Source organism: Lysobacter soyae, from assembly GCF_019551435.1.
Taxonomy (GTDB): domain Bacteria; phylum Pseudomonadota; class Gammaproteobacteria; order Xanthomonadales; family Xanthomonadaceae; genus Solilutibacter; species Solilutibacter soyae.
Genome location: NZ_CP080544.1, coordinates 1555560 through 1569503 on the forward strand (window position 1 = coordinate 1555560; position 13944 = coordinate 1569503).

Below are 13944 nucleotides of genomic sequence, written 5' to 3' on the forward strand. Positions count from 1 at the left end.
GCCGGAATCGAATGAACGGCAGCGCCGGTGAACATTGAACGCGCGGTCTGCGTCCCCATGTATTCAAGTCAGCGCCGAGCTCCCCGCTGCGCTTAAACTAATTGATTGGCCGACGGAAACAGAAGATGGCACTGGATACGATCCGCGTTCGCGGCGCACGTACGCACAACCTCAAAAACATCGACATCGATTTGCCGCGCGACAAACTGATCGTGATCACCGGCTTGTCGGGATCGGGCAAGTCGTCGTTGGCATTCGACACGATCTACGCGGAAGGACAGCGCCGCTATGTCGAATCCCTGTCGGCCTATGCGCGGCAATTTCTGAGCGTGATGGACAAGCCCGATGTGGATCACATCGAAGGTTTGTCGCCGGCGATTTCGATTGAACAAAAGTCGACGTCGCACAACCCGCGCTCTACGGTCGGCACCATCACCGAGATCTACGACTATCTGCGCTTGCTCTATGCGCGCGTCGGCACGCCCCGTTGCCCCGATCACCACTTCGCCCTTGAAGCGCAAACCGTGAGTCAAATGGTCGATTCGGTCATGGCCATGGCGGACGATCCGGCCAAGGCCGACAAACGCTGGATGTTGTTGGCGCCGGTCATTCGCGAGCGGAAGGGCGAGCACACGCATGTGTTCGAACAACTGCGCGCGCAAGGCTATGTACGTGTGCGCGTCGACGGCGACCTATATGAAATCGACGACGTGCCCAAACTGAGCCTGCGTCAAAAGCACACGATCGAAGCCGTGATTGATCGCTTCAAAGTGCGCGAGGACATCCGACAACGTTTGGCCGAAAGCTTCGAAAACGCGTTGAAGCTTGGTGACGGCATGGCCTTCGTCAAGTCGCTCGACGATGCCGACGACGAAGCACAGTTGTTTTCCTCGCGCTACTCCTGTCCGGTGTGCGACTACGCATTGCCGGAGTTGGAGCCGCGTCTGTTCTCGTTCAATTCGCCGCAAGGCGCCTGCCCGACCTGTGACGGATTGGGCGTGGCGCAATTCTTCGATCCGGCGCGCGTGGTCATCCACCCCGAACTTTCGCTGTCGGCGGGTGCCGTGCGCGGCTGGGACAGGCGCAACGGTTACTACTTCCAGATGGTGCAATCGCTGGCCAAGCACTACGGATTCAACGTAGACACCCCGTGGCAAGCGCTCGAAGCCGAGATGCAGGACGCGGTGTTGTTCGGCAGCAAGGGCAAGGCGATTCAATTCACCTACGTCAATGATGCCGGCTCTCGCATGCAACGCAAGCATGCCTTCGAAGGCATCTTGCCGAATTTGGAACGCCGTTACCGGGAGACGGAATCGTCGGCCGTGCGCGAGGAGCTTTCCAAATACATCAGCGAGCGCCCCTGCCCCGACTGCGGCGGCGCGCGTTTGAATCGCGAAGCACGCAACGTCTTCGTCGATGACAAACCCTTGCACGAAATCGTCGTGTTGCCGGTCGGTGATGCGATGAACTTCTTCAAAGACCTCGCACTGCCGGGTTGGCGCGGCGAGATCGCCGTCAAGATCGTCAAAGAGATTGGTGAGCGCTTGCGCTTCCTGATCGATGTCGGCCTCGACTACCTGACGCTTGAGCGCAAGGCCGACACCTTGTCGGGCGGTGAAGCGCAGCGAATCCGCTTGGCCTCGCAAATCGGCGCCGGTCTGGTCGGCGTGATGTATGTGTTGGACGAGCCGTCCATCGGTTTGCATCAACGCGACAACGAACGTTTGTTGGGCACCCTCACCCGCCTGCGCGACTTGGGCAATACCGTCATCGTCGTCGAGCATGACGAAGACGCTATCAAACTCGCCGACCATGTCTTGGACATCGGTCCGGGTGCCGGCGTACACGGCGGTGAAGTCGTCGGCCAGGGCACGGTCGAAGACATCATGAAATCGCCGCGTTCGGTGACCGGTCAGTTCTTGAGTGGAAAACGCAGAATCGAAGTGCCGGCCAAGCGCCATGCGCCCAACAAGAAGCACATGTTGAAATTGAAGGGCGCGCGTGGCAACAACCTCAAGAACGTCGACTTGGAAATTCCGGCCGGCCTTCTGACCTGCGTCACCGGTGTGTCAGGCTCCGGCAAATCCACCTTGATCAACGACACCTTGTACGCCTTGGCCGCCAACGAAATCAATGGCGCCTCGCACAAGCCGGCGCCGTACAAGGACATCAAAGGTTTGGATCTCTTCGACAAAGTCGTTGATATCGATCAATCGCCGATCGGCCGCACGCCACGCTCGAATCCGGCAACGTATACCGGCTTGTTCACGCCGCTGCGCGAACTGTTTGCGCAGGTGCCGGAAGCACGTGCGCGCGGTTATGCACCAGGTCGTTTCAGCTTCAATGTGCGCGGCGGCCGCTGTGAAGCCTGCCAAGGCGACGGTCTCATCAAAGTAGAAATGCATTTTCTCCCCGACGTGTATGTGCCCTGCGACGTGTGTCACGGCAAGCGCTACAACCGCGAGACCCTGGAAATCTTGTACAAGGGCTATAGCGTTCACGACGTGTTGGAGATGACGGTTGAAGATGCACTTGCCTTGTTTGCACCGGTGCCGTCCATTGCGCGTAAATTGGAAACCTTGATGGACGTGGGCCTGAGCTACATCAAGCTCGGCCAGTCGGCGACGACGCTATCGGGCGGCGAAGCGCAACGGGTGAAATTGTCGAAAGAACTGTCGCGTCGCGACACCGGTCGCACGCTCTACATTTTGGACGAGCCGACGACCGGCCTGCACTTCCACGACATCGAAGCCTTGCTCGGCGTGCTGCATCGTTTGCGCGATGACGGCAACACTGTGGTCGTCATCGAACACAATCTGGATGTCATCAAAACCGCGGACTGGGTTGTCGACATGGGTCCGGAAGGTGGCCATCGCGGCGGTATGTTGATCGCGCAAGGCACGCCGGAAGACATTGCCGCGTCCCCCGCCTCGCACACCGGGCGTTTTCTCGCCCCCTTATTGGAGTCTTGACCTGTGGCTTTCGTTTCCCCGATCGACATCCGTTGGCGCGATCTCGATGCGTTCAATCACGTCAACAATTCGAACTACCTGACCTTTCTCGAAGAAGCCCGTATCCGTTGGTTCGCCACGTTGGGCGAGGATTGGCTGACCGACGAATTTGCGCCGGTCATCGCTTCCGTCTTGGTGAACTACAAGTACCCGATCGAATACCCCGCCAAGGTCAACGTCGAACTGTTTACAGCGGCATTGGGTACGTCGAGCGTGACCATCGGCCATCGCATCGTCGGTGAAGACGGGCGCCTTTACTGCGACGGCCAAGTGGTTGCGGTGTGGATCAGCCGGAAAAACGGCAAACCGATTACTCTGCCGGACGGTGTACGCCGCGCATCGGAATTGTTGTTGGAAGACGCCGGACACTAAGCTGTCCGGCCGACGCGCTAGATGGCCTTGAGCGAAAATGGCACGCGGAACACGCGGCCGTCGCGTGAAACGAAGTTCAAGTCAACACTACCGCCGGCCTTGATGTCGCGCGTGGGGTCCATCAGCATGAGGTGCGAACCGCCCGGCGCCATTTGCAGACTCGCGCCGGGGGCGATTTTCAGCACCGGTATCTCACGCATCTTGCTCACACCCTTCACCACCTGTGTCGAGTGCAGCGACACGTCTTTCCATGCTTGACTGCGCACCGCTGTAATTTCGAGGGTCGTCTTGCAGCGATTGCGGATCGTGACGTAGCCGGCTTGCAACGGCATCGCGACCGGCATGACGCGAATGGTCGCGTTGGAAAATTCAGGGGCGCAGGCTTCCGGTTTGGATTGCGCGCAGCTGCTCATCGGTAGCGCGAGCGCCAGCATCCACAACGAAACGTTTTTCATGCCTGAAGATTTCCTGTGTAGGTGGATTCGCCGGTTTCCACCGGGCGTTCGTCCGATGCGATCCAACCACTCCAGCTGCCCTTGTAAAGCTTGGCGCCTTCCAAACCGGCATGGGCCATCGCCAGCAAGTGGTGACAAGCTGTGACGCCGGAACCGCACATCGCAACCATGTCCGAGGGCGTACGCCCGGCCAGCAGCGCATGAAACTCGGCAAACAATTCGTCCTTCGATTTGAATACACCGTCGGCGATGTTGGCCATGAACGGTCGATTGGCGGCGCCGGGCACATGGCCCGCTTTCTTATCCAACGGCTCCGTCTCGCCGCGAAAACGCTCTGCCGCGCGCGCATCCACCAACAAGCCACCCGATTCCACGTGGGCCGCCACATCTTCATGGTCGAATAATTTTGCGTGGTCGAATCCGCCGGGGTGACGCAATTCGCTGCGCTCGACCGTTTCGATTTCAGAAGTGATCGGCAAACCAAGTTGCATCCAGCGCGCGAAACCGCCGTCCAACACCGCGACTTTGGCATGGCCGAACAAGCGCAACATGCACCAGAAACGTGCGGCATACATCCCGACATCGGCGTCATACACCACCACCTGATGGTCCGGCGTGATGCCGAGCCGCTGCAGCAGGACAGCGAAGTCAGCATCGCTTGGCCACGGATGCCGCCCTTGCCCCTCGATCGCATGGTCCGACAAATCCGTTTCCAAATCGACGAATTGTGCACCCGGCAGATGCGCGGTTTCATAGGCCGCACGACCCGCGCCCCGTTCGCCACCGACGACGGCGCGCGCATCCACAATGCGAATCGATGCGTCGGAAAGATTGACCGACAAGGTCTCGCAATCCACCAGCGTGTACCAACTCATGTGCGCGTCTCCAAAAGTGAACGCAAACTTTGCAACATCATCGCCGTCGCGCCCCAAATCAGATGCGGCGCATGATCCGCATCCACCAAGTACTGTGGAACCCGACGCGACATGGCGCCCATTCCGATGTCACGATACTCCAGGTTCGCAGAGTCCAGCAGCCAAGCCAACGGCGCTTCGAAAATCTCCGCGACCTCTGTGGGGTTCAAGGTGATCGCATGCGTTGAATCGATTTCGGCAACCACCGGCACCACTTGATAGCCGCTGATGGTGGCCAGTGGCGGCAACACACCGATTGGACGCACATGCATGTCTTCGATGCCGGTTTCTTCGGTGAGTTCTCGCAAGGCGGCATGCACTACCGACGCATCGCCCTCATCGACACGACCGCCCGGAAAGCTCACCTGACCCGCATGGCTGCGCAGATCCTCCGCGCGTACCGTGAGCAGGACATTCAAGCCTTTTTCCCGGCGAACCAATCCGATCAACACCGCGGCATCCCGAAACTCGGTGATGCCCATCGCCTCGCGTAGAAATTGTGCGTTTTCCACCTCGTCGCAGCCCCATTCGGGCACCACATCCAAAGGCAAAATGCGTTGTTCGATCAGCGCCAGTTGGGCGGCGGCATCATCGACAGGAAAATCAGGTGACATCGCCCGCCTCGCGCAGCGGCAAGAGCTCGGTCATCACATGCATGCGTTCTTCGTGACTCATCACGCCCCACCTCGCAATCTCGTCCAAGGTACGCAAACAGCCGACGCAAATATCGCGCTCGTCCACTTCACATACGGAGACACAGGGGCTGACAACAAACTGATTCACAACTTCCACCTAAAAAAGAAACGCCGACTGTCTCCAGCCGGCGTTCCGATACGCGCAAAACGCCTGCGGGCGTATTACTTGACCGACTTCACTTTGACGTCGAACTGAACCACCACATTCGGCGGCACGTCAGGGTTCGGTTGGTCGCCGAAAGCTTTTTCCGGCGGCAGGGTGATTTCCCAGCGCGAACCGGACGGCATTTGGGTGATGGCTTCACGCAGACCGACCAATTGGATTTCGCTGACCTTGATGGCCGGGACCGATTGAACGCCCTTGTTTCCTTCCGGCGCTTGACCATAGGCATACGGACCATTGATATCCAATGCGACCGTGCTACCCAATGCCGGACGGGCACCGGTGCCCTTTTCGATCACGCGGTATTGCACGCCGCTCGGCAACGACAGCACGCCTGGCTTGGCCTTGTTGTCAGCCAGAACTTTCGTGCTCACCGTCTTGTTGGCGGCTGCGGCTTTGTCGAATTCAGCCTTGGCTTTCGCGCCGCGTTGTTCCATGCGCTTTTGGAAGGCGTCAACCGCCGGCTTCAATTGCGCTTCGGTGAACGGCGGCTGCTTCTTTGCGTACGCATCTTGCATGCCTTTGATGGCTGCATTGATGTCGATTTGCTCGCCCTGTTCGCTGAGGCCGGCCATATTGGCGCCGGCGCGATAGCCGAAGTAGTAGCTCAGCTTGCCCTTGTCCGAGTTGAGGTCTTGCGCATGCGCAACCGAAGTGACAAGCGACGCTGCGGCGATGGCCGCGGCAAGGTAACGCATCTTCATTCAAAAACTCCTGGTGAATTGGGTGGCGGCCGCACATCGACCTGCCAGCACGTTAGGATAACGAGCGACAGGTTAAACCGCGACTCACAGCCTGTGACAACGCGTTTCCCACAAAGTTCCCATTCACCCGATGAGCTGCAAATGACTGATTCACCGTTGCAAATCGCCCAAACCGACGCCATTCGCACCATCACTGTGAATAGGCCGGAAAAGCTGAATGCCCTCAATTCCGCGACGCTGGACGCGCTCGACGCCGCTTTCGCCGACGCCGAACGCGACCCCACGGTGCGCGTGGTGGTGCTGACCGGCGCCGGCCCCAAGGCCTTTGTGGCCGGTGCCGATATCAGCGAAATGCAGGCGTTGAGTGCCAACGAAGGCCGTGATTTCTCGTTACGCGGCACACGCATGATGCGCCGGGTCGAACGCTTGTCGAAGCCCGTCATTGCCATGGTCAACGGCTTTGCCTTGGGTGGCGGTCTTGAGCTCGCGATGTGTTGTCACCTTCGGATCGCCTCCGACAAAGCAAAGGTCGGGCAACCGGAAATCAATCTCGGTTTGATTCCGGGATTCGGCGGCACGCAACGATTGCTTCGTTTGGCCGGACGTGCGGCGACTCTGGAACTGTGCTTGACCGGTGTGCCGATTACGGCGGAACGCGCGTTGCAGCTCGGCATCGTCAATCGCGTGGTGCCTGCGGACACCTTGGAAACGGCCACAACCGAACTGGCACAGCAGTTGGCGAACGCGTCGCCGATTGCGCTGCGCGGCATGTTGGATTGCATCAATGTCGGCGGTGAGTGCGGCATTGAAGAGGGCTTGGAATACGAGTCCGCACAATTCGGTTTGATGTTCTCGACCGAAGACATGCGCGAGGGCACCACGGCCTTTTTGGAAAAGCGCCCGGCAAGCTTCAAGGGCCGTTGATCATTTCGCAATGAACGACGTTGCGCCCGCACCCGCCTTCGATCCGACACAGGTCCTTCATGCCCTGAAGCACCAGGATGTGGACGGTGCCATCGAGGCAGGTCTGATGCAGGCACCCCCATTTTCTGCGCTGTGTGGCATGGGAATGTCTGCGACAGATGCGCACATGATTGAAGACGCGGCCACGCAACGACGTAGCGCATGGGCCGCACGCGAGCGTTTCAATCAACGCAATGCTCGCGTCGCCGCACGCAAGCATGCGCGAGAAAACGCGCATGCGCTCAAGCGCGACGAAACCACGAAACTTCCACCCGCTGCGAATGCCGCGCTCTTGCGCGTGCTGGCCCGGGCGCGCAAATCGGACACCTAAATCGTGCCCAAAGCCATGACTTTGGCGCAAATCGATGAGGCCTTCCGCCGGTTTGCAGAACTCTCGCCCGAACCGAAAACGGAACTGCTCTACGATTCCCCTTTTGAACTGTTGGTGGCCGTCGTGCTCTCGGCACAATCGACCGATGTGGGCGTCAACAAAGCCACGCGCAAGTTGTATCCCGTTGCCAACACCCCGGCACGCGTAGCCGCATTGGGCGTCGAAGGGTTGAAGCCCTATATCGCCACTTTGGGTCTGTACAACGCCAAGGCCGCCCATGTGATCGCCCTGTCGGAGGCGCTCGTCAGCCAACACAACTCGGAAGTCCCGCGCACGCGCGCCGCGCTCGAAGCATTGCCTGGCGTGGGTCGAAAAACTGCCAATGTGGTGCTGAATACGTTGTTCGGCGAAGCGGTGATGGCAGTGGATACGCATATCTTTCGCGTCGCCAACCGGACCGGCATGGCGCCGGGCAAAACGGTTCGCCAGGTGGAAGTCGGCTTGATGAAGCGGGTGCCCGCCTGGGCACTCCAACACGCGCACCATTGGCTCATATTGCACGGACGTTACATTTGCAAGGCGCGCGCGCCGCAATGCCGCGCCTGCCCGATCGTGGATTTGTGCCATTACAAGGCGAAAAACCTCAGCTCTCCCGAATGACGTCAATTCGGTGTGCAAATTTGAAGACAGCACTGTAACCAGAACGAAATATTTACGCCGTAATCTGCGCGGGTCATCCAAACGCCCAAGGGCATCCCACAATGAAACTGACCCGCAACCTCCTTGCTGCCAGCTTGGCCGCGCTCATCTTCGCGCCTGCGGCGCACGCCGAAATCACCATCGACAGTGTCGCCGGCTCCGAAGTCTCCTTTGAAGGTCTGGTGCAAGCCGACTTCATCTATTTCGACGAAGACAAGTTCGACTACGGCATCGGCGGTTTGTCCCGCAATGCGTCGAACGACGGTCGTCGCCAAGAATGGAGCATGCGTCGCGCAGAGCTCGTGTTGAAAGGCAAAGGCCCGGGCAACAACGAATGGGTCATGGGCTACGACGCCTACGGCAAGAAGTGGCTCGATGTGAACTGGAAGTACAAGATCGGCGGTAACAGCAACCACTTCGTGCAAGTCGGCCAATACAAGCAGCTGAACAGCATGGAAGAACTGTCGTCGACCAAGAACAACGACTTCATTGCCAAAGCCAACATCACCAATACCTTCGGTGTCGGCCGTCGTCTCGGCGCCATGTACAGCTTCGGCGACAACAACTGGGCCATCGCCGGTTCGGTCTACGGTCGTGAACTGACCCGCGGCGGCAACCGTGGCAACGGCTTCGGCGTGCGCGGTTACTTCGCACCGATCAACGCTGACGGCACCACGCTGCACCTCGGCCTCAGCTATAACCGCTACGAAGCCGAACTCGCCACCTACCCGGGCACCACGCAATGGGATCGCGCACGTCTGCGTTCACGTCCGAACGCCGATATTGCCGCGAACCGTTACGTGGACACCGGCAACATCGACCGCGCCGACACCGTCGCCATCCTCGGTGGCGAAGCCTTGTTCATCTCGGGCCCGTTCAAGGTTCAAGGCGAATACATGAAGTCGACTGTCACCCGCAAGTTTGACACCTTGAAAGATTGGAGCGGTTCGGGCGGCTACGTCAGCGCTGTCTGGAACGTCACCGGCGAAAAATTCGGTTACAAGGGCGGCACCCCGTCCACCCCGCTGCCGAACGAACCGGCCACCGGCATGTTCCAAATCGGTCTGCGTTACGACACCTTGGATTTGAACGACGGCACCTTTGTGACCGTGGGCGGCGTCCCGACCGTGGCCCCGTACACCTATGAGGGCGGCAAGATGGATACCTGGACCTTGGGCGCCAACTGGTACTGGCATTCCAACTTCAAGGTCTCGTTGAACTATGTCGCTGTGAAGTCGTCGAAGTTCTACAACCGCACGCCGGCCACCTTCTCGGCCGATCCGGCATGGAACAACCGCTTGGTCAACGGCAACGTGCAAGACGATCCGAGCATGATCGAAGCCCGCTTCCAGTTCTATTGGTAATCCAAGCCAACACTTAATCCAAGGAGACTCTTGTGTCCAAGTTCATCAAAATCAGCGCTGCAGCCCTCACGGCTGCAGTTGCTTTCACCAGCCAAGCCATGGCGGCTGATGTCACCGGCGCCGGTGCTTCGTTCGTCTATCCGGTGATGTCGAAGTGGTCGTCCGACTACGCGAAAGCGACCGGCAAAAAGGTCAACTATCAGTCGATCGGTTCGGGCGGCGGTATCGCGCAAATCAAGGCCGGTACGGTTGATTTCGGTTCGTCCGACGCCCCGCTGAAACCGGCGGAGCTCGAACAATTCGGTCTGATCCAATTCCCGTCCGTGATCGGCGGCGTGGTGCCGGTTGTCAATCTGCCGGGCGTCGCTTCGGGTGCCATGAAATTTGACGGCGCTTTGCTGGCCGACATCTTCGCCGGCAAGGTCAAGACCTGGAACGACCCGCGCATCGTCGAACTGAACGGCGGCGTGAAGTTGCCGAACAGCAAGATCATGGTCGTGCATCGTTCGGACGCATCGGGTACCACCTTCAACTTCACCAACTACCTGTCGAAGGTCAACGGTGATTGGAAAGCGAAGTACGGCGAAGGCACTTCGGTGAAGTGGGCGACCGGTATCGGCGGCAAGGGTAACGAAGGCGTGGCCGCTTACGTGAAGCAAATCAAAGGCGCCATCGGCTATGTCGAGCTGTCCTACGCTTTGCAAAACAAGCTGACCTACACCCGCATGAAGAATGCTTCCGGCAACTTCGTGAACCCGAGCGATGACACCTTCCAAGCGGCCGCTGCCAACGCCGATTGGGCGAGCTCGAAGGACTTCTACCTGGTGATGACCAATGCCCGCGGCGAAAAGTCGTGGCCGATCACCGCCACCAACTTCATCTTGATGCACAAGAACCCGAAGAATGCCGCCACGGCCAAAAACGCCAAGGACTTCTTCACGTGGGTCTATGCCAACGGTGATGCACAAGCCAAGGCCCTGGACTATGTCCCGCTGCCGAACAGCTTGGTGCAACAGATCAAGTCGTACTGGTCGGCAGAAGTGAAATATTGATTGGAGTGGGTATCCGCAAGGATGCTGTGGAGCGGGCTTCGGCCCGCTCTTTTTTTGTGAAGACGACAGATTTATGACTGATTACCCTGCTTTAGTAACATTCTTGTCATCTAAAACAGGTTTCATAGCGCAACTGATTCATTCTCGGCCCTTTTCGGCCGCCCAGGAGTTCATATGAAGCACACCGCCCCGAAACTCGCCCTGCTGGCCCTTGCCACCACCTTGGTCATTGCCGGCTGCAAGCAGCAAGCCGCCGATGGCGCGACCGCCACAGACAAGGCACCGGCCGCAGGCGCCGATGCCGGCGCCGCCAACGCCGACAAGCAAGGCGCCCAGATCACGGGTGCCGGTGCGAGCTTCATCTACCCGCTGATGTCCAAGTGGTCGGCAGACTATGCCGCCGCCACTGGCAACAAGGTCAACTACCAATCGATCGGCTCGGGCGGCGGTATCGCCCAAATCAAGGCCGGCACCGTGGATTTCGGCTCGTCCGACAAGCCTCTCTCCAGTGAAGAGCTTGCCGCTGCCAACCTTGCCCAATTCCCAAGCGCCATCGGCGGCGTGGTCCCGGTGATCCATCTCACCGGCTTTGACGAAGCCGGCAAATTGCGCCTGACCGGACCGGTCATCGCTGAAATCTACATGGGCAAGATCACGAATTGGAACGATCCGAAAATCGCTGCATTGAATGCCGGTGCCACGCTGCCAGCCGACAAGATCAATGTCGTGCGCCGCTCCGACGGTTCGGGCACCACGTTCAACTTCACCAATTACTTGTCGAAAGTCAGCCCGGAGTTCAAGACCGTGGTGGGCGAAGGCACGACCGTGAATTGGTCGACCGGTATCGGTGGCAAGGGTAATGAAGGCGTTGCTTCTTACGTCAAACAAATGCCGAACTCGATCGGCTATGTCGAATTGTCATACGCCCTGCAAAACAAGATGTCTTATGCATCGATGCAAAACGCTTCCGGCGCTTGGGTCCAACCGAATGCGGAAACTTTCGCAGCGGCGGCAGCCTCGGCCGATTGGAAAAATGCCAAAGACTTCAATTTGGTGATCACCAATGCCGCCGGCGCGAATGCCTGGCCGATCGCGGCCAGCAACTTCATGATCATGCAAAAGCAGCCGGCCAATCCGGCCGGTCGCAAGGCGGCGCTCGACTTCTTCAAGTGGGCCTTGGAAAACGGCCAAGCACAAGCGAAGACGCTTGACTACGTGCCGCTGCCGGCGGAACTCGTGCAGCAAATCGAAGCGAGCTGGGCTGAAAACTTCAAGTAATCCCGGGCGCGAGGATGCGGCCCGGCGCGCCGGGTCGCATCACTTTCCTGCCATTCCCCATTCCGGCTACGACACTTCTGCATGAATGCCATTGCCTTAAAAAAAGATCCCGCGCGCACGCTTGATATCACTGATGCGCGCAACGACCGAAACTTTCGCTGGGCGCTAACCGCTACGGCGATTTTTGTTTTGGTCTCCCTGGCCGGTGCCGCGCTCTCAATGCTTTGGGGCGGCCGCTCGGTGCTCATGCAAGAAGGCTTGGACTTCTTCTTGTCCACCGACTGGGATCCGGTGCAGAACAAATACGGTGCCCTCGTCCCGATTTACGGCACGATCGTCACCTCGATCATCGCGCTGCTCATCGGTGTGCCGGTCAGTTTCGGCATCGCCTTCTTTCTCACCGAAGTCGCGCCGCGAAAAATCCGCACACCGGTCGGCATCTTGATCGAATTGCTGGCTGGCATCCCCTCGATCATCTACGGCATGTGGGGCTTCTTCGTGCTGATGCCGATGATGCGTGAAACCATCATTCCTTGGGTGAGCGAAAACCTCTCGCAACTGCCTGTGATCGGATTCCTGTTTGAAGGCGTGCCGATTGGCGCCGGTATGTTTACCGCCGGTTTGGTGCTGTCGATCATGATCATTCCGTTTATCGCCTCGACCATGCGCGAAGTGTTCCTGACCGTGCCGACGCGCTTGAAAGAAAGCGCCTATGCGCTCGGTTCGACGCGTTGGGAAGTCACTTGGGACATCGTTTTGCCCTACACCCGCTCGGCCGTGATCGGCGGCGTGTTTCTCGGCTTGGGTCGCGCCTTGGGTGAAACCATGGCCGTGGCCTTCGTGATCGGCAACAGTGTCAACTTCACCAAGTCCTTGTTCGAACCGTCTACGACGATTGCGGCCCTCATTGCCAACGACTTCGGTGAAGCAACGGAAACCTATCGTGCCGCACTGCTGTTGCTCGGCTTCGTCCTCTTCATCGTGACCTTCATCGTTCTGGCCATGGCGCGATTGATGCTCCGCCGCTTGGCCCGGAAGGAGGGTCGCTAATGAATACGATCGCGAAATCGGAAGGCAACGCTGCGCTGTATCGTCGACGCGCCTTGGTGAACGCGGTGGCCGTCACGCTTGCCGTGGCTGCAGCGGTCTTTGGTCTTTTGTTCCTTGCATGGATTCTGTACACCCTGGTCAAGAACGGCATACCCGGCCTCGACTGGAACCTGTTTGTCGGTGATCAGCCGCCGCCGAATGAAGAAGGCGGCGGTTTACGCCATGCCTTTGTCGGCAGCTTGCTGATGTGCGGCATGGCCATCCTGTTCGGCACGCCGGTCGGCATCGCCGCCGGCACCTGGCTTGCGGAATACGGTGATCGCAGCAAGCTCGGCAGCGCCGTGCGCTTCGTCAATGACATCTTGTTGTCGGCACCTTCGATCGTGTTGGGTCTGTTCGTCTATGCCGTGTATGTGATGAACACCGGTGGTCGCTTCTCGGCCATCGCAGGTGCGATTTCCTTGGCCTTCATCGTTCTGCCCGTCGTCGTGCGCACCACGGACGAAATGTTGCGACTGGTGCCGACCACGATGCGCGAAGCCGCGCTTTCACTCGGCGTTCCGCAATGGAAGATGATCATGCAGGTGCTCTATCGCTCGGCGGCGCCGGGTGTGGTCACCGGCATCTTGTTGGCACTCGCACGAATTTCCGGCGAAACCGCACCGTTGATCTTCACCGCATTCGGCAACGAATTCTTCAGCGCCGATGTGACCGGGCCGATGTCCTCCATTCCTTTGGTCATGTACAAGTTCGCCGGCAGCCCGTATGAAAATTGGCAACATCTCGCCTGGGCCGGCGCGCTGGTTGTCACCGTGTTTATTTTCCTCCTGAGCCTTTTTGCCCGCATCGTGTTGTTGCGCAAGGCCACCCCCAATGACTGATCTCAGCCGGAC

General features: G+C 58.9%; 14 protein-coding genes and 1 pseudogene. 10 read left to right on the plus strand and 5 right to left on the minus strand.

Going from position 1 to position 13944, the window contains the following annotated elements:
- Positions 1 to 125: 125 nt before the first annotated feature.
- Both uvrA and H8L67_RS07545 read left to right on the plus strand, forming a co-directional pair.
- Positions 126 to 2969: pseudogene (uvrA, locus tag H8L67_RS07540) on the plus strand (excinuclease ABC subunit UvrA); the annotation flags it as partial.
- 6 nt (positions 2970 to 2975) lie between these two features.
- Entirely contained in the window at positions 2976 to 3383 is a 408-nt protein-coding gene (locus tag H8L67_RS07545; protein ID WP_220379234.1) for an acyl-CoA thioesterase, read from the plus strand.
- A 17-nt stretch (positions 3384 to 3400) separates the two neighbouring features.
- Here H8L67_RS07545 and H8L67_RS07550 read toward each other — a convergent pair whose 3' ends face one another.
- From H8L67_RS07550 to H8L67_RS07570, 5 genes are all read right to left on the minus strand, one after another.
- Positions 3401 to 3838: a copper chaperone PCu(A)C gene (locus tag H8L67_RS07550; RefSeq protein ID WP_220379235.1), complete on the minus strand. Its 438-nt coding sequence runs from the start codon at positions 3836 to 3838 to the stop codon at positions 3401 to 3403.
- The gene (locus tag H8L67_RS07555) at positions 3835 to 4713 is read right to left on the minus strand and encodes a sulfurtransferase (protein ID WP_220379236.1); all 879 of its coding nucleotides are present in this window, start codon (positions 4711 to 4713) and stop codon (positions 3835 to 3837) included. The genes H8L67_RS07550 and H8L67_RS07555 overlap by 4 nt, the downstream gene beginning before the upstream one ends.
- Positions 4710 to 5366 (minus strand): CoA pyrophosphatase, encoded by a 657-nt coding sequence (locus H8L67_RS07560; RefSeq protein WP_255555925.1) that lies wholly within the window; start codon positions 5364 to 5366, stop codon positions 4710 to 4712. The genes H8L67_RS07555 and H8L67_RS07560 overlap by 4 nt, the downstream gene beginning before the upstream one ends.
- On the minus strand, positions 5356 to 5535 hold the full coding sequence (locus tag H8L67_RS07565) for a DUF1289 domain-containing protein (protein WP_255555927.1): 180 nt from the start codon (positions 5533 to 5535) through the stop codon (positions 5356 to 5358). The genes H8L67_RS07560 and H8L67_RS07565 overlap by 11 nt, the downstream gene beginning before the upstream one ends.
- 74 nt (positions 5536 to 5609) lie before the next feature.
- Entirely contained in the window at positions 5610 to 6314 is a 705-nt protein-coding gene (locus H8L67_RS07570; protein ID WP_220379238.1) for an FKBP-type peptidyl-prolyl cis-trans isomerase, read from the minus strand.
- 141 nt (positions 6315 to 6455) lie between these two features.
- On the opposite strand from H8L67_RS07570, the gene H8L67_RS07575 reads away from it, so the two are divergent.
- The 8 genes from H8L67_RS07575 (at position 6456) to pstA (ending at position 13932) form a co-directional block, all read left to right on the plus strand.
- Complete coding sequence (locus H8L67_RS07575) at positions 6456 to 7238, plus strand: enoyl-CoA hydratase/isomerase family protein (protein WP_220379239.1); 783 nt, start codon at positions 6456 to 6458, stop codon at positions 7236 to 7238.
- 10 nt (positions 7239 to 7248) lie between these two features.
- A complete protein-coding gene (locus tag H8L67_RS07580; RefSeq protein WP_220379240.1) occupies positions 7249 to 7608 on the plus strand; it encodes a hypothetical protein in 360 nt (119 codons plus the stop codon).
- Positions 7609 to 7623: 15 nt separating this feature from the next.
- A complete protein-coding gene (gene nth / locus H8L67_RS07585; protein WP_220379241.1) occupies positions 7624 to 8268 on the plus strand; it encodes an endonuclease III in 645 nt (214 codons plus the stop codon).
- Positions 8269 to 8369: 101 nt separating this feature from the next.
- The gene (locus tag H8L67_RS07590) at positions 8370 to 9671 is read left to right on the plus strand and encodes an OprO/OprP family phosphate-selective porin (protein ID WP_220379242.1); all 1302 of its coding nucleotides are present in this window, start codon (positions 8370 to 8372) and stop codon (positions 9669 to 9671) included.
- Between the two features lie 44 nt (positions 9672 to 9715).
- Positions 9716 to 10723 carry a phosphate ABC transporter substrate-binding protein PstS gene (gene pstS, locus H8L67_RS07595; protein WP_255556076.1) on the plus strand — a complete coding sequence of 336 codons (1008 nt, stop codon included), beginning with the start codon at positions 9716 to 9718 and terminating at the stop codon, positions 10721 to 10723.
- Between the two features lie 174 nt (positions 10724 to 10897).
- Positions 10898 to 12001 carry a phosphate ABC transporter substrate-binding protein PstS gene (gene pstS, locus H8L67_RS07600; RefSeq protein WP_220379243.1) on the plus strand — a complete coding sequence of 368 codons (1104 nt, stop codon included), beginning with the start codon at positions 10898 to 10900 and terminating at the stop codon, positions 11999 to 12001.
- An 81-nt stretch (positions 12002 to 12082) separates the two neighbouring features.
- Entirely contained in the window at positions 12083 to 13051 is a 969-nt protein-coding gene (pstC, locus tag H8L67_RS07605; protein ID WP_220379244.1) for a phosphate ABC transporter permease subunit PstC, read from the plus strand.
- A complete protein-coding gene (gene pstA, locus H8L67_RS07610) occupies positions 13051 to 13932 on the plus strand; it encodes a phosphate ABC transporter permease PstA (RefSeq protein WP_220379245.1) in 882 nt (293 codons plus the stop codon). Before pstC ends, pstA begins: the two co-directional genes overlap by 1 nt.
- The last annotated feature ends 12 nt before the right edge of the window (positions 13933 to 13944 follow it).